The organism is Paractinoplanes deccanensis, from assembly GCF_016862115.1.
GTDB lineage: Bacteria > Actinomycetota > Actinomycetes > Mycobacteriales > Micromonosporaceae > Actinoplanes > Actinoplanes deccanensis.
Genome location: NZ_BOMI01000014.1, coordinates 122,003 through 140,510, shown reverse-complemented (window position 1 = coordinate 140,510; position 18,508 = coordinate 122,003). Strand labels below are relative to the sequence as shown.

The 18,508-nt window shown below is 71.2% G+C and carries 16 protein-coding genes; 5 read left to right on the top strand and 11 right to left on the bottom strand.

The features are described 5' to 3' along the window. Window positions 1-146 precede the first annotated feature (146 nt). Window positions 147-764: an NADPH-dependent F420 reductase gene (locus Ade02nite_RS05335; RefSeq protein WP_203760369.1), complete on the top strand. Its 618-nt coding sequence runs from the start codon at window positions 147-149 to the stop codon at window positions 762-764. Window positions 765-766: 2 nt separating this feature from the next. On the opposite strand, the gene Ade02nite_RS05330 is transcribed toward Ade02nite_RS05335, so the two are convergent. Next, the gene (locus Ade02nite_RS05330) at window positions 767-1,483 is read right to left on the bottom strand and encodes an anti-sigma factor (protein ID WP_203760368.1); all 717 of its coding nucleotides are present in this window, start codon (window positions 1,481-1,483) and stop codon (window positions 767-769) included. Continuing rightward, complete coding sequence (locus Ade02nite_RS05325) at window positions 1,480-1,980, bottom strand: sigma-70 family RNA polymerase sigma factor (protein ID WP_239168538.1); 501 nt, start codon at window positions 1,978-1,980, stop codon at window positions 1,480-1,482. Before Ade02nite_RS05325 ends, Ade02nite_RS05330 begins: the two co-directional genes overlap by 4 nt. 271 nt (window positions 1,981-2,251) lie before the next feature. On the opposite strand from Ade02nite_RS05325, the gene Ade02nite_RS05320 reads away from it, so the two are divergent. Then, window positions 2,252-3,088, top strand: coding sequence for a COG4315 family predicted lipoprotein (locus tag Ade02nite_RS05320; protein WP_239168537.1), 837 nt, complete (start codon window positions 2,252-2,254; stop codon window positions 3,086-3,088). A 73-nt stretch (window positions 3,089-3,161) separates the two neighbouring features. On the opposite strand, the gene Ade02nite_RS05315 is transcribed toward Ade02nite_RS05320, so the two are convergent. Both Ade02nite_RS05315 and Ade02nite_RS05310 read right to left on the bottom strand, forming a co-directional pair. Then, the gene (locus Ade02nite_RS05315; RefSeq protein WP_203760366.1) at window positions 3,162-3,719 is read right to left on the bottom strand and encodes a dihydrofolate reductase family protein; all 558 of its coding nucleotides are present in this window, start codon (window positions 3,717-3,719) and stop codon (window positions 3,162-3,164) included. A 92-nt stretch (window positions 3,720-3,811) separates the two neighbouring features. Then, window positions 3,812-4,447, bottom strand: a complete 636-nt coding sequence (locus Ade02nite_RS05310; protein WP_203760365.1) for a DUF998 domain-containing protein — start codon at window positions 4,445-4,447, stop codon at window positions 3,812-3,814. Between the two features lie 60 nt (window positions 4,448-4,507). Here Ade02nite_RS05310 and Ade02nite_RS05305 point away from each other — a divergent pair, with 60 nt between their 5' ends. Together Ade02nite_RS05305 and Ade02nite_RS05300 are read left to right on the top strand one after the other, a co-directional pair. After that, window positions 4,508-5,014: a HEAT repeat domain-containing protein gene (locus tag Ade02nite_RS05305; RefSeq protein ID WP_203760364.1), complete on the top strand. Its 507-nt coding sequence runs from the start codon at window positions 4,508-4,510 to the stop codon at window positions 5,012-5,014. A 4-nt stretch (window positions 5,015-5,018) separates the two neighbouring features. Beyond that, on the top strand, window positions 5,019-6,305 hold the full coding sequence (locus Ade02nite_RS05300) for a GH1 family beta-glucosidase (RefSeq protein ID WP_203760363.1): 1,287 nt from the start codon (window positions 5,019-5,021) through the stop codon (window positions 6,303-6,305). A 55-nt stretch (window positions 6,306-6,360) separates the two neighbouring features. Here Ade02nite_RS05300 and Ade02nite_RS05295 read toward each other — a convergent pair whose 3' ends face one another. Further along, on the bottom strand, window positions 6,361-9,558 hold the full coding sequence (locus Ade02nite_RS05295) for a penicillin acylase family protein (protein ID WP_203760379.1): 3,198 nt from the start codon (window positions 9,556-9,558) through the stop codon (window positions 6,361-6,363). A gap of 656 nt (window positions 9,559-10,214) precedes the next feature. Beyond that, window positions 10,215-11,978 carry a hypothetical protein gene (locus Ade02nite_RS05290; protein ID WP_203760362.1) on the bottom strand — a complete coding sequence of 588 codons (1,764 nt, stop codon included), beginning with the start codon at window positions 11,976-11,978 and terminating at the stop codon, window positions 10,215-10,217. A gap of 753 nt (window positions 11,979-12,731) precedes the next feature. Here Ade02nite_RS05290 and Ade02nite_RS05285 point away from each other — a divergent pair. Further along, window positions 12,732-13,688: a LysR family transcriptional regulator gene (locus tag Ade02nite_RS05285; protein ID WP_203760361.1), complete on the top strand. Its 957-nt coding sequence runs from the start codon at window positions 12,732-12,734 to the stop codon at window positions 13,686-13,688. 294 nt (window positions 13,689-13,982) lie between these two features. Here Ade02nite_RS05285 and Ade02nite_RS05280 read toward each other — a convergent pair whose 3' ends face one another. The 5 genes from Ade02nite_RS05280 to Ade02nite_RS05260 are packed head-to-tail and all read right to left on the bottom strand — an operon-like array spanning window position 13,983 to window position 18,501. Then, window positions 13,983-15,155 (bottom strand): vWA domain-containing protein, encoded by a 1,173-nt coding sequence (locus Ade02nite_RS05280; RefSeq protein ID WP_239168535.1) that lies wholly within the window; start codon window positions 15,153-15,155, stop codon window positions 13,983-13,985. Window positions 15,156-15,204: 49 nt separating this feature from the next. Continuing rightward, window positions 15,205-16,230: an SRPBCC family protein gene (locus Ade02nite_RS05275; RefSeq protein WP_203760360.1), complete on the bottom strand. Its 1,026-nt coding sequence runs from the start codon at window positions 16,228-16,230 to the stop codon at window positions 15,205-15,207. Beyond that, window positions 16,227-17,096, bottom strand: a complete 870-nt coding sequence (locus tag Ade02nite_RS05270) for an AAA family ATPase (protein WP_203760359.1) — start codon at window positions 17,094-17,096, stop codon at window positions 16,227-16,229. Before Ade02nite_RS05270 ends, Ade02nite_RS05275 begins: the two co-directional genes overlap by 4 nt. After that, window positions 17,093-17,659, bottom strand: a complete 567-nt coding sequence (locus tag Ade02nite_RS05265) for a nucleotidyltransferase family protein (RefSeq protein WP_203760358.1) — start codon at window positions 17,657-17,659, stop codon at window positions 17,093-17,095. Before Ade02nite_RS05265 ends, Ade02nite_RS05270 begins: the two co-directional genes overlap by 4 nt. Continuing rightward, window positions 17,656-18,501, bottom strand: a complete 846-nt coding sequence (locus Ade02nite_RS05260; RefSeq protein ID WP_239168534.1) for an XdhC family protein — start codon at window positions 18,499-18,501, stop codon at window positions 17,656-17,658. Before Ade02nite_RS05260 ends, Ade02nite_RS05265 begins: the two co-directional genes overlap by 4 nt. Window positions 18,502-18,508 lie beyond the last annotated feature (7 nt).

Here is an 18,508-nt window from a genome sequence, read left to right as displayed (position 1 = left end):
TCGCTGACCAAGAGAGGCCGCCTCGCTGACCAAGAAACGGCCGCCTCGCTGACCAAGAGAGGCCGCGGCCGGCGCATCACCGCCGGCCGCGGCCGAAAATGGCGGTTCCCGCCTCGTGCGAGGCCGCGACGAGGCACCCTGATGGCATGCACATCGGCGTCATCGGGGCAGGTCAGCTCGGCGCTACGCTCGCCGAGTGGTGCGCGGAGAGCGGTCACGACGTGGCGGTCGCGTCACGGCATCCGGAGCGGCTCGGCGGCGTGGTCGACCATCTCGGCGGCCACGGCACCGCCATGCCGGTCGCGGAGGCGGTGTCCTTCGCCGACGTGGTGCTCTTCGCCCCCAACTGGGAGACCGCGCACGAGGCGATCGACCTGGCCGGCGGCGAGCTGAACGGCAAGATCGTCATTGACGCCACGAATCCCACGGTGCCCGTTCTCGACGGCGCCTCGAGCGGCTTCGAGCAGCTGATCTCGTGGGCGCCCGAGGCGCACTGGGCGAAGGCGCTCAACACGCTCCCCATGGAGGTGCTCAGCTACCGCCGCGGGCACGATCCGCTGCTGGCCGAGTTCGTCTGCACCGACCACAAGGACGCGCGCCAGGCCGCCACCACGATCATCCGGGACATGGGTTTCGCGCCGTTCTACGCCGGTGGGGCCCGCGCGGCCCGTCTCACCGAGCCGGGCGGACCCCTCCAGCACAACGCCGTCGACGTCTTCCACGCCACCGACGCGCTCGCCGAGGCGATGATCGCTCTGCGTTAGCCCTAGACGGGCACCGTCACGAACTGCTTTCCGGTCGTGTTCACCACCCGTACGGAGGCGACATCCGCCGGATCGATCAGCGCGCTCCCGTTCAGGCTCGTGCCGCCCGTCTCGCCGGCCGGGGAGACCAGCCAGCTGCCCGCGACCGCCGGGGTGCCGTCCTTGCCGACCACCTCGAGCACGCACTTCTCCCCCGCCGGGATGCCGCCGACCGTCGCGCTCACCCGCACCCAGCCGGCCGCCGGCACCACGGTCGCCTCCATGCGCGCCCCGGTCGCGGGGTCCGTTCCTGATCCCGTACGGGCGCCAGGCGCCACAGACGCGGTCGCCTGCGCGACCGGATCCGGCTCCGGCGCCGTCTGCCTGCCCACCACCAGCCCACCGGCCACCGCGAGACCCACCGCGACCGCGGCGATCGAGGTCACCGAGGCCCAGCGCCGGTGGCGCCGGCCGGCGGACTCCTGGCGTACCTGCCGAAGGGTGCGCTGCAACAGCAGGTCGGCGTCGTCGGGCGGGCCGTCGAGCAGCATCGCCTCGGGGATCTCGCCGAGTTGCTCGGACCACTCGCGCAGCGACTCGATCTCGTCGCGGCACGCGGCGCACCCGGCGAGGTGCTCGTCGGCCGCCGCCTTCTCCTCGGGCGAGAGCATCTCCATCAGATATCCGGCCAGGTCGACGTGGTCGTTGGTCGGGGGGTTCGCGCTCTCCGGCGCCGTCATGATGCCAACCGTTCTTTGCCGACCTCGCGTAGGGCCCGCAACGCGTAGAAGGAGCGAGATTTCACCGTGCCCGGCGGTATGCCGAGCGCCTCGGCGGCCTCGGCCACCGTGTTGCCCTGGAGGTAGACCTGTTCGAGCACTTCACGGTGCTCGTTGGAGAGCCTGCTCAGCGCGTCGACCACGACCATCGACGTGACGACCTGATCGGCGTGGTCACCCTCCACCGCGGCGTCCGGCGGGCTTTCGCCCACCTCGGGGGGACGCCGGTTCCGGGCCCGGATCTGGTCCAGCACGATGTTTCGTACGACGGTGAGCAGCCACCCGCGTACCGAGCCCTTGCCGTTGTTGAGGCTGTCCGGATGCCGCCAGGCGCGCACGAGCGCCTCCTGGACCACGTCCTCGGCGGCCGCGCGGTCCCTGGTCAGCTGCGTGGCGTACGCGAGCATGGCCCGGCCGTGTTCGGAGAACAACGATCTGACCAGTGCTTCATCGGCCACCTCCCGGTGTGGTCTGGATCTGCTGGACGGCATCCGTCTCTCTCCCCGCGGCACAGTCGCTCGCCGCCTCGTACGGGTCTCCGCCGACGGACGGCCGCTGTGCACCGAACGTCGACATCGATGAAAGTACTGTGCCGCGGCTACCGGGAGTACGCGCCGCGTGGCGTACCCGGATCAAGATTTTTGGGAATGTGGCACAACCCGGTGAACCGGTCGGCGTCCCGGTGGCGTGTGGATGGCATCGAAGGTTCTCAGCGACTGGGAGATGGCCATGATGAAGCGAAGCAGGACGATCTACGTCGCGGCCATGATCGCCGGCTTGGCGAGCGTGGCGGCCTGTGGCAACCAGGGCGGCGGCACCGCGGCAGCGGACGCCGTACCGGTGGCGGTGCAGGGGTCCGAGGCGCCGTTGAACCCTCAGGGACCGGACCCGCAGCAAGAAGACCTGGCCGGCGCCGGCCTTCCCCAGGCGGACGAGCAGCCTGAGGGTGTTGCTCCTTCCACTTCCGCTGCCGCCCCTTCCGAGGAGGCTCCTTCCGAGGACGCTGCGTCCGACGCGGGGGCTGCCGGTGGCTCCGATGAGGCCGAGGCCGACGAGACGACGCCCGCGCCCTCCCCGACCGTGGCGAAGACCCAGAAATGGGTGAAGATCTTCAGCGGCCCGTCCCAGGAGGACATCACGCCGCCGAAGTCCCGCACCGCGGGCAGCAAGGTGGTCGAGCTCAACACGACCGAGTCCGACGAGATCGGCACGTACGTGACCGACGGCGCCGGCCGCACGCTCTACCGCTTCGACAACGACTCGAACAAGCCGCCGAAGTCCACCTGCAACGGCGACTGCGCCACCGCCTGGCCGCCCCTGCTCATCAAGTCGCCCGGCAAGATCTTCCCGGACGGCGTCGACCCGCAGATCGTCGGCTACGTCGAGCGCGCCGACGGCACCTGCCAGGTGACGATCAACGGCTGGCCCGTCTACTACTTCGTCGCCGACGCCAAGCCCGGCGACCTCAACGGCCAGGGCCTGAACGGCAAGTGGTTCGCCATCAAGCCCGACGGCGGCAAGACGTCCAACACCCCCGCGAGCCCGAGCAGCGCCCGCACCAACTGAGCTTTGTTCCTATCGGGGGTACGCCCGGTGACGGCCACGCCGTCACCGGGCGTGTCTTGTTCTGGGGCGCTCCTCATTTCACGGCGTATCGCAGGAAAGCCATGCCGTTGGGGAAGCTGCGGTCCTCGATGAGCTCGAGCTCGGCGCGGACGCCCTGGGGGAAGAACGGCGTGCCGCCGCCGGCCAGCGCGGGCGCCACGATGAGCTGGTATTCGTCGACCAGCCCCGCCTTCACCGCTTGCGCGGCGAGCGTCGGCCCTTCGATGGTGATGTCGCGGTCGTCGCTTTCTTTGAGCTTGCGTACGGCCTCCGGCTCGAACGTGCGCTCCAGGCGCGTGCGGCCCGTGGTGACACCGGTCAGCGTCGTCGAGTAGACCACCTTGTCGGCGGCCTGCCAGACGCGCGCGAACTCGTGCACGACCGCGGGCTCGCCGGCGAGCTCGTGCGCGGTCTCCCAGTAGGACATGACCTCGTACATCCGGCGGCCCATGAGATAGGTGCCGACGCTTTTCGAGCGCTCCCCGATGAACCGGTGCGACTCCTCGTCGGGCACACCCCACCCGAAGTTGCCGTCCTCGTCGCACACGTAGCCATCCACGGACGTGATCATCGAGTAGATCAGCTTGCCCATGCCGTCCCTCCCACCAGACCGAACCGCTTGCAGATTGCAACCAGTCTGCCAGAGGACGGCGCCCGCGTCAGCCCCGCCGCCCACCGTGCGGGTCAGGAGGCCTGGGGCGGGCTGTGGATGAGGCGGGGACCCGAGGATGTGGATGCCGGGAAGGCGGCTGCCGCAGCTGTGGATATCAGCCAGATGACGGCCTCCAGGAGCAAGAGGCGTTCGAGTGTCGCCGCCAGGGGGCCGCGGCCCGCGAAGAGCATGGTCAGGCCGAGGGCGGCGCCCAGGGGGACGGTCAGGCAGACGCCGAGGGCTGCCAGGCGGCGGACGGCGGGGCGCTCGTGGGCGTACCAGAGAGAAGCCATGGTGGCAGCGAGGGTGAGCATGCCCAGGATGGTGGCGGCGGCGTGGACGACATCGGCCGGCGTGGTGAGCTCGTAGGGCGGAAGCGGGCACTGGTTGGTGCACGGCACGGCGCCGGAGATGCCGGCGAGCACGGCCGCGGCGGACAAACCGGGCGTGGTGAGCGGGCGGCGCAGCGCCAGGCCCAGGAGGGCGACGCCGAGAGCCAGCAGGAGTAATCCACAGCGGTACGGAATCGCGTGCGGCATGCCGGACGTGCCCGTTTCGCTGACATAGCCCGCCAGCCAGGAGCCGGGCGTGGCGACGAGCGAGATCGTCATGGTGGTGGCGCCGGCTGCCACGGCGAGCGCGGAGGCGGCGGCGAGAAGGCGAGGCATCCCCCTCATCATGATCGAGACGGGGTTGCCGCTGGTGGGGCGGTGGGTCAGAGTGTGGTCGTGCTGACGCTCGACGAGCTTTTCGCCCATGAGGATCCGTGGCCGATCGCGCTGGAGGCGGGCTTGAGCTCGCTGGGTGAGGTCTACCGACCCGGCCTCGAGGACCTGATGCGGCAGGCGCTGAGCGATCCGGATGCGTCGCTGCGGCGTGAGGCGTTCTCCGGCCTGCCGGGCGACTCGGGCGCGCTCGAACTCGTCATCGAAGGGCTGCGGGACCCGGACGAGTGGATCCGGCGAGAGGCGGTGATCCGGCTCGGCTGGTCGGCGACCCGGGAAGACGCGCGCGACGACGCTCCGGAGGGCCCGTCGACGGCCCGGAGCATCGCGCACCTCTTGATTCCTCTGGTAAAGGACCCTTCCCCGGTTGTCAGGTCGACGATCGGTCAAGTGATCGGCCGTCTCTACGCCGGACGCGATGATCAGGAGGAGGCGGTGCACATCCTGCTGGGGCTGCTCGCCGAGGACGATCCACAGACACGGGCACGCGCGGCGCAGGCTATAGCCTGAGGCGATGGAGCGTTTCCTGTACGGGGTTTCCACAGCGTCGTACCAGATCGAGGGCGCTGTGCACGAGGACGGGCGCGGACCGTCCATCTGGGACACCTTCTCGCACACTCCGGGGCGTATTAAGAACGGCGACACGGGCGACGTCGCGTGCGACCACTACCACCGGTGGGCGGAGGACGTGGCGCTGCTCGCGGACCTCGGTGTGGGGGCGTACCGGTTCTCGATCGCGTGGCCGCGGGTGCAGCCGGCCGGGGCGGGCGCGGTCAACGGCGCGGGGCTCGACTTCTACGAGCGGCTTGTGGACGGGCTTCTCGCGCGCGGCATCGAGCCGGTGCCGACGCTCTTCCACTGGGATCTGCCACAGGCACTGGAGGACGACGGCGGGTGGCTCAGCCGGGAGACCGCCCTGCGGTTCGCCGAGTACGCCGGACACGTGGCCGCGCGGCTCGGCGACCGTGTCCACAGGTTCATCACGCTGAACGAGCCGGTTGTCCACATGGCGCAGGGGTACGCGTGGGGCACGCACGCGCCGGGCCGGGCGCTGCAGCTCGGGGCGCTGCCGGTGGCGCACCATCAGCTGCTCGGGCACGGCCTCGCCGTACAGGCGTTGAAGGCGGCCGGGGCGCGGGAGGTGTGGATAACCAACAACTGCACACCGGTGTGGACAGCGAGCGAGGACGACGCGGACCGGGCCGCGGCGGCTGTGTACGACGGTTTCCACAACCGGCTGTTCAACGATCCCGTGCTGCTGGGCACGTATCCCGAGTTCCTGCTGCCCGGGCTCGCGCCGCACATCCAGGACGGCGACCTCGACACGATCCGCACCCCGGTGGACGCGCTCGGGGTGAACTACTACAACCCCACCCTCGTCGGCGCCGCAAGCGACGGCGGCGAGCTGCCGTTCGAGGTACGGCCGATCGAGGGCTACCCGGCGACGGCGTTCGGCTGGCCCGTGGTCCCGAAGGGCCTGACGGAGCTGCTCACCGGGCTGCGGGACACGTACGGCGAGGCGCTGCCCCCGATCTACATCACCGAGAACGGCTGCTCCACGGACGAGGGCATAGCCGACACCTTCCGGATCGAATACCTGGAGTCGCACCTGGCCGCGGCGCGGGACGCCATCGACGCCGGGGTGGACCTGCGCGGCTATTTCGTCTGGTCGCTGCTGGACAACTTCGAGTGGGCCGAGGGTTATGCACAGCGGTTCGGCCTGGTGCACGTCGATTTCCACAGCCAGAAGCGCACGCCGCGCGACTCGTACCGCTGGCTCCGGTCGGTCGTCACCAAGTAGCCGAAGGGCTGCGGGTGCCCTGTGCCCGGCGGGCACCCGCAGCCCGGGACGGTGGTCAGTGGGCGTAGAGCTGTAGCTCGTACACCGAAATGCCGTAGGACGTTGCCCTGGTCTGGCTCACCAGCCGGACATAGCGGGCACTCGTGGCGGGGAAGGCGACCACGTCGGTGCCGCCGTTCGCGCCGGTCACGGTGGCGGCGGTGGTCCAGGTGGTGCCGTCGGTGGAGGTCTCTATGCGGTACGCGGAGGCGTAGGCGCTCTCCCAGTGGATGACGGCGCGGGCGACCGGGCGCACCGAAGCAAGGTCGACGCGCAGCCACTGGTTGTCGGACCAGGAACTGGCCCACCGGCTGGAAAGGTTGCCGTCCACAGCGTTGCCGGCCGGGTAGCCGAGCTGCGTGCTGGAGGCGGTGACCGTACGGCCGGCCGCGAGGTTGCTGACGTCGTCGCCGCGGGCGGCGGGGAACGACACGACCTGTTGATAAGTCGGGCGGTTCTGCCACGAGACGAGGCCGTGCTCGATGCCGCCGAGCGGGCTGTGGAGAATCGCGTCGGCGCACCACTGGTCGCCGGCCGCGCAGTGCTCGTCGCCCGGATAGGTGGTGGCCGCCGGCTCGGCCAGGGCAGCGCCGAGGCTACTCAGCAGGGCGCTCCGGCAGGCGGTGACGGTGCCTCCGCCGCAGTACGCACGCGACCAGTTCGGCACGGCGTCGCCGAGCGTGGCGCGCAGGTCCTTCGACACCCAGCCCCACCAGCCGTACTGGAAGGCCGAGCCCTTGTGGGCCTGCGCCTCGTTGGCCGAGCTCGGCAGGTCGGAGACCGGGCCGGTCTGCCCGCCCGACGGCGACTCGTTGATCTGCAACGTATCCACAAGCGCGTCGAACAGGCCGTCGCCCAGCCCTGGGGAAAACTGCGCGACCACGAGCTTCGGCCACCACGCGTCGAGGATGCGGATGGCGTCGGCGTCGCGGTACACCTTGCTGTCGGCGGCGGTCTCCTCGCGGTGCGATCCGGCCGCACGCCACGCCCGCAGCTTGGCGATCGCGGCAGCCTGCGCCGCGTCGGTCACCGGCGCGGTGTCGATGACGCGCAGGATGTCGTCGAGCACCTCGGCGCCGCGCAGGTCGGTGGTGGCCGCCGACTCGACGACCTTGACCAGGCCCGCGCGGTCGTACTTCTGACCGGCGGCCAGCGCGGCCTTGATGGGCCTGTCGAGCAGGTCGCCCCGGTGCACGGCGCTGAAGCTGAAGTTGCCGTCGGCCGCCGAGTAACCCGCCGCCTGCTTGTTGTTCCAGCTGACGAAGTAGTCCTGGTTGACGGCCTGTGGACGAGCGGACAAAGGCCGATAGGTGGCCGTGTTCGCGGCGGGGTTCCAGCCCACCCACTCGTACGCGGGTTCCGCGCGCGTCGGCAGGTTCGGGTCGGCGCCGGCCGGGCGGACCGGTTCCGCGCCGGACGTCACGTACGCGATGTCCTTGCTGTTGACGTAGAACCAGTTGAACGCGAAGACGATCTGGGACGCGGAGGCGGTGAACGCGGCCGGCGTGCCCATCTGGGCGGGCTCGTTGAACATCTGGAAGCCGACGGCGGAGTCGGCCTCGTGCCGGTAGGTCGAGCGGAGGCTGGTGAACGCGGTGGGGATGCCGCCGACGAGGCCGCGCCACTGGACCAGGCCGTATCTGGTGCGCAGCGAGGTCAGCCGGTACGAGCCGGCGGGGGTGGAGTCGGCGGTCGTGGGCGTCCACGCGTTGGACTGCGAGAGGGCCTCCATCGGCAGGCATTGGCCGTGGTACAGGTAGTGCGCCGAGGCCACGGTGGGGGTGCCGCCGGCCGGGTCGCAGAGCGTCACGGCGTACGTGTCGGTGATGTCCTGGATGCTCGACGTGGCGCTCCATGCGTAATCGGGCCCGCGGCCGATCAGCGTGTAGAGGTTGAGGCCGGCGAAGGCGATGCCGCGGCTGGAGATGCCCGGGCCCTGGAGCTCCTGGAGCATGAGCAACTGCGGCGCGAAGTAGCCGGTCTGCGGGCCGAAGACGGCGATCGGATGGCCTGTGGACGAGTGGGCGGCGCTGATGACGGCGGCGTTGGACATGCCGCGGCGGGCGCCGTTGTCCACAGCCAGGGCGACCGAGCTGCTGCCCGACACGCCTGTGGATGCCGAGCCGGTCTTGTCGTACACGAGGGGTTCGGGTGTCGCGGTGCCGGCGTCGGGCATGGCGACCCCGGCGGCCGAGGGGTTGCCCTGCCCGTACGGGAACGACTGCCCGTTGTGCAGCGTGAGCACCGCCTCGGGGTCGTTCTGTGACCGGAACTGTTGCCACACCTGGTCACCGACGGTGGTGCCGTACTTGGCGCGCGCGGCGATGCGGACGAGCGCGGAGCGCATCTCGTTGCCGCCGCCACCGCCGAAGAGGCCGCCGATGACACCGGCTACGGCGACGAGGTCGGTCATGACGAAGGGCTCGGGACCGCCGGCATTGGTGATGGCGTCGAGGTGACCGGTGAGGACGTATTCGCCGGGGCAGTCGCGCGCGGCCATGCAGTCGGCGATGTACTTGTTGATCCCGGCGATGTACGACTGCACGTCGTCGTAGAGCTGCTGCCCGCGGGCGCCCTGGGTGCGCAGCGTGTCGATCTGCGCCTGGAGATCCGCTTCGGTGTACGGAGAGTTGCGCCAGACGCTCTGCTCGAGGGCGCGGTTGCCCGCGGCGCCGCCGGCGAACGGGGTCAACTTGCCGCGGGCGACATGGCGGAGCAGATCCATGAGGAAGAGGCGGTCCTGCGCGCCGGCGTACCCGGCGCCGTACATGGTTCCGGAGCGTGTGGTGCCGGTGATGTGCGGGACACCAAGTTGTTTGTCGCGCACTATCGTCACGTCGGAGCGTGGGGACACCGTGGTGGCGACGTTCGGGGCGGCCACGCCGTACGAGCTGTCGTTGAAGAAGGTGTTGATCTGCTGGCCGGTCAGGCCGGTGTAGCTGTGGACAAGCGCGTCGTAGGGCGCGAGCTGATCGTCGGAGTGCGGCGGCTTCGTGCCGAACGCCTGCGAGGCGAGGATCTGAAGCAGGTCGGCGTCGCCGTTCTGCCCGGGCGGCAGGATGTCGGAACACTCGCCCAGGCAGTAGTCGGTCGCCTCCACGGCGGCCAGGGCAGCGCTCGGCAGGACAGCGTGAGCGGCGCCGTTGACGGCCGCAGCGTTCGGCAGGACAGCGTGAGCGGCGCCCTTGACGGCCGTAGCGTGCGGGAACGCCATCTGCGCGGCAGCGTTGACGGTCGCGGTGTTCAGCAGCGCCACCTGGGCGGCGGCGCGGGCGGCCTGCGCGGTCACGGCATTGGCTTGGGCGGCGGCGCCACTGGCCTGGGCGGCGCCACTGGCCTTGGCGGCGCCACTGGCCTGGGCGGCGACGTTGGCCTGGGCGGCGACGTTGGCCTGGGCGGCGACGTTGGCCTTGGCTGCGCCACTGGCCTGGGCGGCGCCACTGGCCTGGGCGGCGACGTTGGTCTGGGCGGCCTGCGCGGCGGCACTGACTTGGGCGGCCTGCGCGGCGGCTTGCGGGAAAGCGGCTTTCCTTGAAGCGGCTTCCGGGGAGGCTGCGGCCGGCGCGGCGGGGTGGGCTGCGAAGGAGGCGAGGACGAGGGCGGCCACGAGGGCGGGAGAGCGTCGGCGCATGGGGTGTCCCTTCCGGGAACGCACGAACGCGAAAAGATTTCATAGATATTAAGACGTCGATGTCTTCGGGAGCTAGACCTGAGGAGACGGACGCCGGCGCGCGGTCGGGGACGCTGCGCAAATGGCGCGGACGGGGCGTGTTGCGGTGGTCGCCCTCGGGATGTGGATCTCCGGTAACGAAGGAAACGGGCGGCGGATGGGGCTCCACTCCCCATCCGCCGCCCGGGTTCCCCCTCGGGTCAGCCTCGTCGGCGGCGGCGTGACAAGGTCACGGCCGCGACGCCCAGGACCAGCAGGATCAGACCGCCGATTGCTGCGGCGATGATGTTGGTGCCGGCGCGGGCCAAGGCGCTGGAGCTTGTGCGGTCCATAGCGCCGGAGCCCGCGCCGGCCGCGACACCGGAGCCCGCGCCATCCTCAGCGCCGGAACCTGTGGCGCTGGAGCCGGCGCCATCCACAGCGTTGGAGCCGGCGCCATCCACAACGCTGGAGCCGGCGCCATCCACAACGCTGGAGCCGGCGCCATCCACAGGGCCCGAGCCGGCGCCGGCCCGGGCGCCCGAGCTGGTGTGAGGCGAGGCGTTCCCGTGTCGCGTGGCCTGCGGGCCAAGGGCGTCGGGACTTGGCTCGTCCACACCCGGCGGGAGGTCTTGCGGAGCGACGTTCCGCGCGATCCCGGGCGTTCCGGGCACAGCATGGAGCTGGGCTGCCTTCATCGGCGGGGTGGACGCCTGCGCGTACAGATAACCGATGGCGACGTCGAGGAGATGCGCGCGGCCGAGCACGACCTCGACGCGCAGCGCGGCGGCCTCCGCGCGGATGTCGCGGTCGCCGATCAGCTGGCGAGGGCTGCCCAGCGAGATTCGCGCGGACAGCACCGCTGGAGCCTTGCCGGCCGAGAGGCCGCCGTAGAGATCGACGCTCACGCCGGCGTCGGCGGTGTCCAGCGTGGTGACCGGCTTGCCTGCGGCGGTGACCTTGAGAACCGCGGGCCGATACTTGACTGATGAACGCTTTCGGTCACCTGCGGCGATCACGGCCAAGGTCGGCTGCGTTACGACCTTGATCGACACCTCTTGGGGAGTGCCGCCGAAGAGCGTCAAGTCGGACAGGGCCACGCCCGCCGCCGCGCTGACGCCGCGGCGGCCGCCGTCGAGGCGTACCAAGTCTGTGGCGCTTTGGGTCGAACCCGTGGGGCCGAGCCGGAGAAGGCTGGTTTTGCGCGGTGTGTCCCCCGCCCGGCGAAGCGCCTGAAGCGCCGGCGTCCGGCCGCCGCCGGCGAGCAGTTGCACGCCGGCGAGCATGGTGGCACTCCGGGTGAGGGGCCCGGTTGCGCCGCAGTTGTACGCATCCAGCCAGCGCGCGTCGGCGGTGGAGCGGCCCAGTTGCACGGTGGCGAGCCCCGCCGCCTGGAGGCCGGCAAGCTCGGCGGTAGCGGGTTCTCGCGTCGGCGGCGCTTGGCGGGAGGCGGCGGTGCCCGGTAGCGGCAGGCCGGGCAGCTGCATGCCGAGAAGTTTGGCATCGGCGTAACGGCCCGTAGCGGTCGTCTTGCTCCGGCGTGCAGCGCTGTCGGCACTGCCGTGCGCGGCGGCGAGGCGCACATCAACCAACGACGGAAGATCCGGCCGCAGAACTCCCGCATCTAGCAGGTTGATCTTCACCAGGTCGGCCTGAGCGTTGGCGGTGAAGCGCGAATCGGGCTGATCCGTTTCGGTCTTTGATCCACGCTTCGTTGAGTCGGCCGCCTGGTTGGTCCGGGTGCCGGCGCACTTTCCCGGGACGCCCGCGCTCTCCCGCGCAGACGCGGGCGTCAATGGCGCCGCGACCACGGCCAGCGCAGCGACTACGGCGGCCGTGCCGGAGAATGCATGATGCGTCCGCGGTGGGCGGGAAGGGCGCATGATCGGCATGAAGGTCCTCGCAAACCGGTCGACGGTGAGTCCGGCTTGACCATCGAGAAGCCGTTGATCAGGGAAACGGACGATGGAGCTGTTATTCGTCATCAGCAGATAGCGGCAAATCGGCCATCTCCGGCGAAGCTCCACTGACTAACGACACATCTGCGACCTGGACACCCTCGCTCACCGGGCGTTTCGCCTTCCATTGGCTTCGGCGGCAGAGGACGTCATCCACAGTCGGCAGTGGACAAGGCGACACAGGCTGCGGCGGCAGAGGACTCCATCCACAGCCGGCAGTGGACAAGGCGGCCACAGCCGGCGGTGGCGAAAGGCGGCCACAGGTGCTGGCCCAAGTGCGGTGGACGAGTCCCCCCGGGTGGGCCGACGACGGGGGCCATGCACAGGTAGGGCTGCCAACGGGGCCATCCACAGGTCGGCCGGCAACGGGACGTCCACGACTCGGGCCGCCATGAGGCCACCCATAGGTCCGGCCGATAACCGGGCCATCCACAGGTCGGCCGGCGAGGCGATCCACAGGGACAGGAGGGTCGTCGGAGCGGCCCGGGCGGATCTCCATCGTCCGGGAAGGCCGTCCTGTCATCCACAGGCGCTCCCTCCCCCGGCGGCATTGTCGGCACACTGGACGGCGGACTCCTGTGGATCGCGCTTGGCCGGCGCGCCGGCAAGCCGTAGAGGATCTCTGTGGAGTGGGAGCGCCGGATCGCTTGCCGGCGTCGCGCACATTGATCCACATTGTGTAGCTGGGCGTACCCGAGTGACAGCGCCGCGATAGATTGCGGTGAGACGGGGACCACTGCAAGGGGGACGGATCATGGCTCGACGTGGTGGACGCCGGTGATGACGCCGACGCAGCTGCGTGCCTATTCCGCTGTGGTTCGGCTCGGGTCGGTGAAGTTGGCGGCGGCTCAGCTGTCCGTTTCCGAGTCCGCGATCTCGCTGCACATCGGGCAGCTTCGGCGTGAGCTCGGCGATCAGCTGTTCTCGCGTACGTCGTCGGGTCTTGCCTTCACGCCGGGTGGTCTGCGGCTGGCCAGCCGTGCCAACGAGATGCTCGGGCTCCAGGACATCACGGTCCTCGAGGTGAGCGCCGCGGCGCGTGGGCGGCGGCTGCTTCGTGTCGGCGCGTCCAGCCTGTTCGCCGAGCACGCGGCGCCGGGGCTGATCGAGCTCTTCGCGGGGCGGGCGGACGATCTCGACGTGGAGTTGAGCGTGCGTGATCCGGCGTCGTTCGCCTCGGTGCTGCTCAGTCGCACGGTGGACATCGTGATCGGCCCGCCGCCGCCGGTGGTCGACCCCGAGCTGACGTCGCGGCCGGTCATGAACTACCGCATCGAGGTGGTCGCCGGGCCGGACCACCCGCTCGCCGTGGTGCGCCCCTCCCCCGGCCAGTTGCGCGACCAGACGTGGCTGCTCGGGCCGTCCGCCGCCACCACCCTCGGCGCGATCCCCGACCTGCTGCGGCGGCTCGGCATTCCCGAGGAGAAGCAGCAGATCTACCAGAGCAACGCCGCCGCCGTGGAGGAAGCCAAACGCGGCAAGGGATTGGCGCCGGCCTTGTCGTTCGCCGTCGCTCCGGACGTGCGCAAGGGCCATCTGGTACGCGTCGCCGGCCCGCACGCCGTCCTCGAAGCCGGCTGGCACGCCCTCACCCTGGACGAGCGCGGCGCTCCGCAGGCCGCCCAGGAGCTGGCGCGTTTCGCTTCCACGCCGCGGGCGATCCAGGCCATGATCCGCGGCACCGGCGTCAACGTCGGCCACTTCCGCCCGTCGGTACACGTCACGTTGTGGAGCTGAGCTCGGGAAGCCCAGCCACGTTGAAGCGTGGATGCACCAGCACAGCGAAAGGGAATGCGGGCAAGGCCGGAAGGCGGCGAAGACGACGCTGCAACCGCACCGAAGCAGGCACCGCAACCCGCGCACCAAGCAGGTGACCAAAACAGACGCTGCAACCGCACCGAAGCAGCCGGCCAGCACAGACACCGCAACCCCACCAAAGCAGGCGGCCAAAAAGCGCAACCGCACCTGAACAGGCGACCGAAAGAGCGGACCGCAAGGGGCCACCGGGACGACGGTGCAGGCGCGCAAAGGTCAAACGCTGAGGTGGCGCATCGCCGCGATCAGGTCGGCGAACGTTGCGGCCGGTAGCAGGTGGTCGCAGTGCGGGAGGGCGGCGGCCATCCCCGCGACCCTCGGGGCGAAGCCCGGCGCGCCCGCGCGAGGGTTGAGCCACACGATCTGGTGGGCGCGGCGGCGCAGGCGGGACATGGCGGCCGTCATCTTCTCCGGAGGGTCGCTGTCCCAGCCGTCCGAGGCGATCAGGACCAGGGCGCCGCGCAGCGTGTTGCCGTGGTGGGAGTCGAGCAGGGCGGCCAGGTTGGTGGCTATCCGGGTGCCACCGAAGCGGTCGCCTACCGAGGCGGTGGCCCGGGCCATGGCCTCGCGGGCCGAGGAGTGGCGCAAGGCCGGGGTGAGGCGGGTCAGGGAGGTGGCGAAGGCGAAGACCTCGGCCTCCGCGACGACGGTGAAAGCACGCATCATGTGCAGGTAGGCGGCGGCCTGTGCGCTCATCGACTCGCTCACGTCGCAGAGGAGGACGGCGCGGCGGGGACGGCGGACGGGACGTTCCCGGACGACGGTGACGGGCTCCCAGGCGGTACGCCGTGCCAGCGCGATCGTGGCGCGCAGCGCGATCCGGCGGCCGGACGGGTCGACGGCGTGCCGGCGGGTGCGGCGCGCCGGCCACCTGGTGAGGGTGGCTCGCAGCACGTCGGCCAGGTCGTCCAGCTGTTGCGGGTCGAGCTCCTCGAAGGGGCGTTCGGCGAGGGCCGCCAGCTCGCTCGGGCGGCGCTCCGGGGTGTGCAGCGGGCTCTCGGCCGGGTCGGCGGCGGCCACGGCAGGCGGCAGCGTCGCCCACGGCAGGCCGCCACCGGCGGCGGCGTCGTCACCCCCGTGGGGCACGGCGAGGTGCACATCGTCACGCTTGCTTGGCGGTACGGAGGCGCGCGTCAACGGCAGAGGGGGCGCGTCGCCGAAAACCGAGTGGAACACGCGGTCGAAGACGGCAAGATCCGGTTGACGCCGTACGAGGGCTACGCGCACTGTCCAATAGAGAGCGTTCACCGACACGGGCGGGCTGGCCTCCAGCGCGTGCACGAGGTCGCCCGTCTCGGTGAGGCCGGCGGCCATCCCGGCGCCGCGCAACCGCTCGACAAAGGCGACGGCGAACGCGGCCCGGTCGACTCCCCGCAGCAGCACTGGCACCGAGGGACCACGGCCGCCTGACGGTGTCGGGGAGGGAGGCGCGCCGGGGTCAGCGGCGGGCAACGACCCACGCTATGACGGCGCCGACGACGACCACGCCGACGGCCACGGGGATGAGGCGCTTGTAGACGGAGCCGCCGGCCAGTTCGAGCAGGTCGAGAGGCTCGGCCTCGGCGGTGACCGAGGACGAGGACGAGGTGGCGGGTGCCGCCGAAGCGGTGGGGGCGGCGGAGGCCGAGGCCAGGGCGGCGGCCGAGGGAGCGGGTGACGACGCCTGCACGTGAGCGGGGGTGGCGGTGGCCGCGCCCGCGGGCGCGGTGCCGTTGCCGTTCAGGGCGGCGCCGGTCGGCTCCTCGGCGGTGTAGGGGGCGGGGGTCTGCTCCACCGCGGCCGGCGAGACAGAGGTGTCGGGAACGGTCTCGACCGCCGCGGGCGAGGGGGTGGTGGCGGGCGACTCCGCCGTCTCCGGCGCGTCGGCCGCCTCCGAACCGGATTCCGTCTCCGCGGCAGAAGCGGCGGAGGTGGGGGAAGCGGCGGAAGCGGCGGAGGTGGGGGAAGCGGCGGAAGCGGCGGAGGTGGGGAAAGCGGCGGAGGAGGGGGAAGCGGCGGAGGAGGAGGAAGCGGCGGGATCCGCGGCCAGCTTTGCCTCGAGGTTGGTGACGAACTGGGCCAGCAGCTTGCTCGACACCTCCTTGATCATGCCGCTGCCGAACTGGGCCAGCTTGCCGCTGATCTTCAGGTCCGTGTCGACGCTGACCAGGGTGCTGTTGTCGCCGGACGGCGAGAGCACCGCCGTGACCAGGGCCGAGGCGTTGCCCGCCGAGCGGGCGTCGCGGCCCTTGGCGTCGATGACCGCGCGGTAGGCCGCGTCGTCCTTCTCGGTGAACTGGGCGGTGCCCGCGAAGTCGGAGATGACCGGGCCCACCTTCACCTTCACCTTGCCCTTGTAGACGTCGCCCTCGACGCCCGTCAGCTGGGCGCCGGGCATGCACGGGGCGATGACCGGGAGGTCCGTCAGCACCTGCCAGGCGCGCTCGATGGAAGTGTGGACCGTGAACTCGTTGGTGATCTTCATCGAGACTCCTGACGGGCAGCGACAAGGGCAGCGGCGACGGCGAGGCGGTCGTCGGGGGTTTTCGCGATCGTGCCGATGGTGCGCGGGACGTCGTCCTCGGCCAGGTCGGTGACGCCGAGGGCGGCCAGCGCCGACACCCAGTCGATGGCCTCCGCGAGGCCGGGCGCCTTGTCGAGCTCCAGCGCCCGCACCCGGCCGACGAACTCGGTGGCGCTGCGGATCAGCGGCTCGGCGGCCCCGGGCACGGCCCGCCGCACGATCGACGCGGCGCGGGCCGGCGACGGGAACTCGATCCAGTGGTAGAGACAGCGCCGGCGGAGCGCGTCGTGCAGTTCGCGGCTGCGGTTCGAGGTCAGCACGACGATCGGCGGCCGGGCGGCGGTGAACGTGCCGAGCTCGGGCACGGTGATCGCGCCCTCGCCCAGGAACTCGAAGAGCAGGGCCTCGAACTCGTCGTCCGCCCGGTCGATCTCGTCGATCAGCAGGACGGGCGGCTGGGGGCCGTCATGGCGTACGGCCTTGAGGATGGGTCTGTCCTGCAGGAACTCGGCCGTGAACAGGTCGGCGTCGGCCAGCTTCTCCTGCCGGGCCTCGGCCAGCCGGATGGCGAGGAGCTGCCGCTGGTAGTTCCACTCGTAGAGGGCCTCGCCGGCGGTGAGCCCCTCGTAGCACTGGAGCCGGATGAACGGCGTCCCCAGGGCGAGGGCGAGCGCCTTGGCCGCCGCCGTCTTGCCCACGCCGGGCTCGCCCTCGAGCAGCAGCGGCTTGCCCATCCGCAGCGACAGGTACACCGCCATCGCGAGGCCGTCGTCGACGAGGTAGTCCACGGCGTCGAGACGGAGCCGCACGTCCTCCGGCGAGTTCACGGGGACTCCAGCAGGCGCTCGTAGTCCGCCCGGGTGTCGACGTCTCGCGGCACCGGGCCGGGGATCGCGACCTCGGACACGTCGTAGCGGCCCGAGTGCAGCAGCTTCCACACCGCCTTGTCGCCGTGCAGGGTGCGCAGCTCGGGAAAGACGGTGCTGCGGAACAGGAACGGGTGGCCGAGCCCGTCGTCGTAGCGGCACACGCCCACCGGCGCCGGCGCGCCGAGGAGGAGGTGCACGGACGAGACTCGTACGCCCGGTTGGTCGCCCAGCAGCAGCACCAGCGCATCGGTCGTCACGGCTGCGGCTCCGGAGCGGATGGAGGAGCCGCAGCCGGACGAGAACTCGGCGTTGTGGAGCACCGTGCAGCCGGTCAGGTCGACGCGCTCGCGCACCTCGTCCGCCGATCCGCCCACGGTCACCAGCAACGCGTCGAAACCGCAGGCGCGCGCCACGTCGAGGGTGGCGTCGAGCAGGGTCCGGCCGCGGTACGGGAGCAGTTGCTTGGCCTCGCCGAGCCGCAGCGACGCCCCGGCCGCCAGCACGAGCCCGGTGACGCTCAAGCCGTGTACCGATCGCGGCAGCCCGTACAGCAGAACCAATGATCTTGTCCGTCGACGACGGCGTGCGGTGTGCTGTCGTCGATCGTGACGGTCATGCCGCACACCGGGTCGACGGCCTGCCGCGGCGCCTCGACGGCGACGGCCGGTGCGAGGCCGCCCCGCAGCTCGCGGACGATCTCGGCCAGCAGGGACAGGGCGATTTCCTTGGGGGTACGGGCTCCGATGTCGATCCCGGCGTGCGCGTGCACGCGAGCGCGCTCCTCGGGGGTCAGCCGCATCGCGTCGAGCACGGCCGTGCCCCTCTTACGACTGGCCACCAGGCCGATGTACGGGACGCCGGCCTCCAGGGCGGCGTGGATCTGCTGCTCCTCGTCGCGCCCGAGGCCCGCGACCACGACCGCGGAGGCGCCATCGTAGGAGGAGGCGACCTCGAAGTCGAGGAACTCCGCCAGCGACCGCACGGCCACGCCGATCGGCGTGTCGCCCGCCACCCCGAGGATCGGCTTGGGCAGCACCGGGCGCAGGAAGATCTCGATCGCCCCGCCGGAGTGGCACGGGTTGACCACGACCAGCGCGCCCGGCGTCTCGGGGAACGGCGCCGACTCCTCGGGCAGCACGCGCAGCAGGACCGTGTTGCCGTCGCGCAGCGAGTCGAGCGCTGCCGCGCGCACCGAGCTCTCGGCGCACACCCCGCCGACGAAGCCCTCGATGGACCCATCGGCGAGGATGACCGCGTCGTCGCCGGGCCGCGCCGAGGTGGGCTCCTGGGCGCGGACGACGGTGGCGTGCACGAACGGGCGGCGCTCGTTCGTCAGTTCTTTCGCGCGTTCCGCGATCAGCACAGCTGGT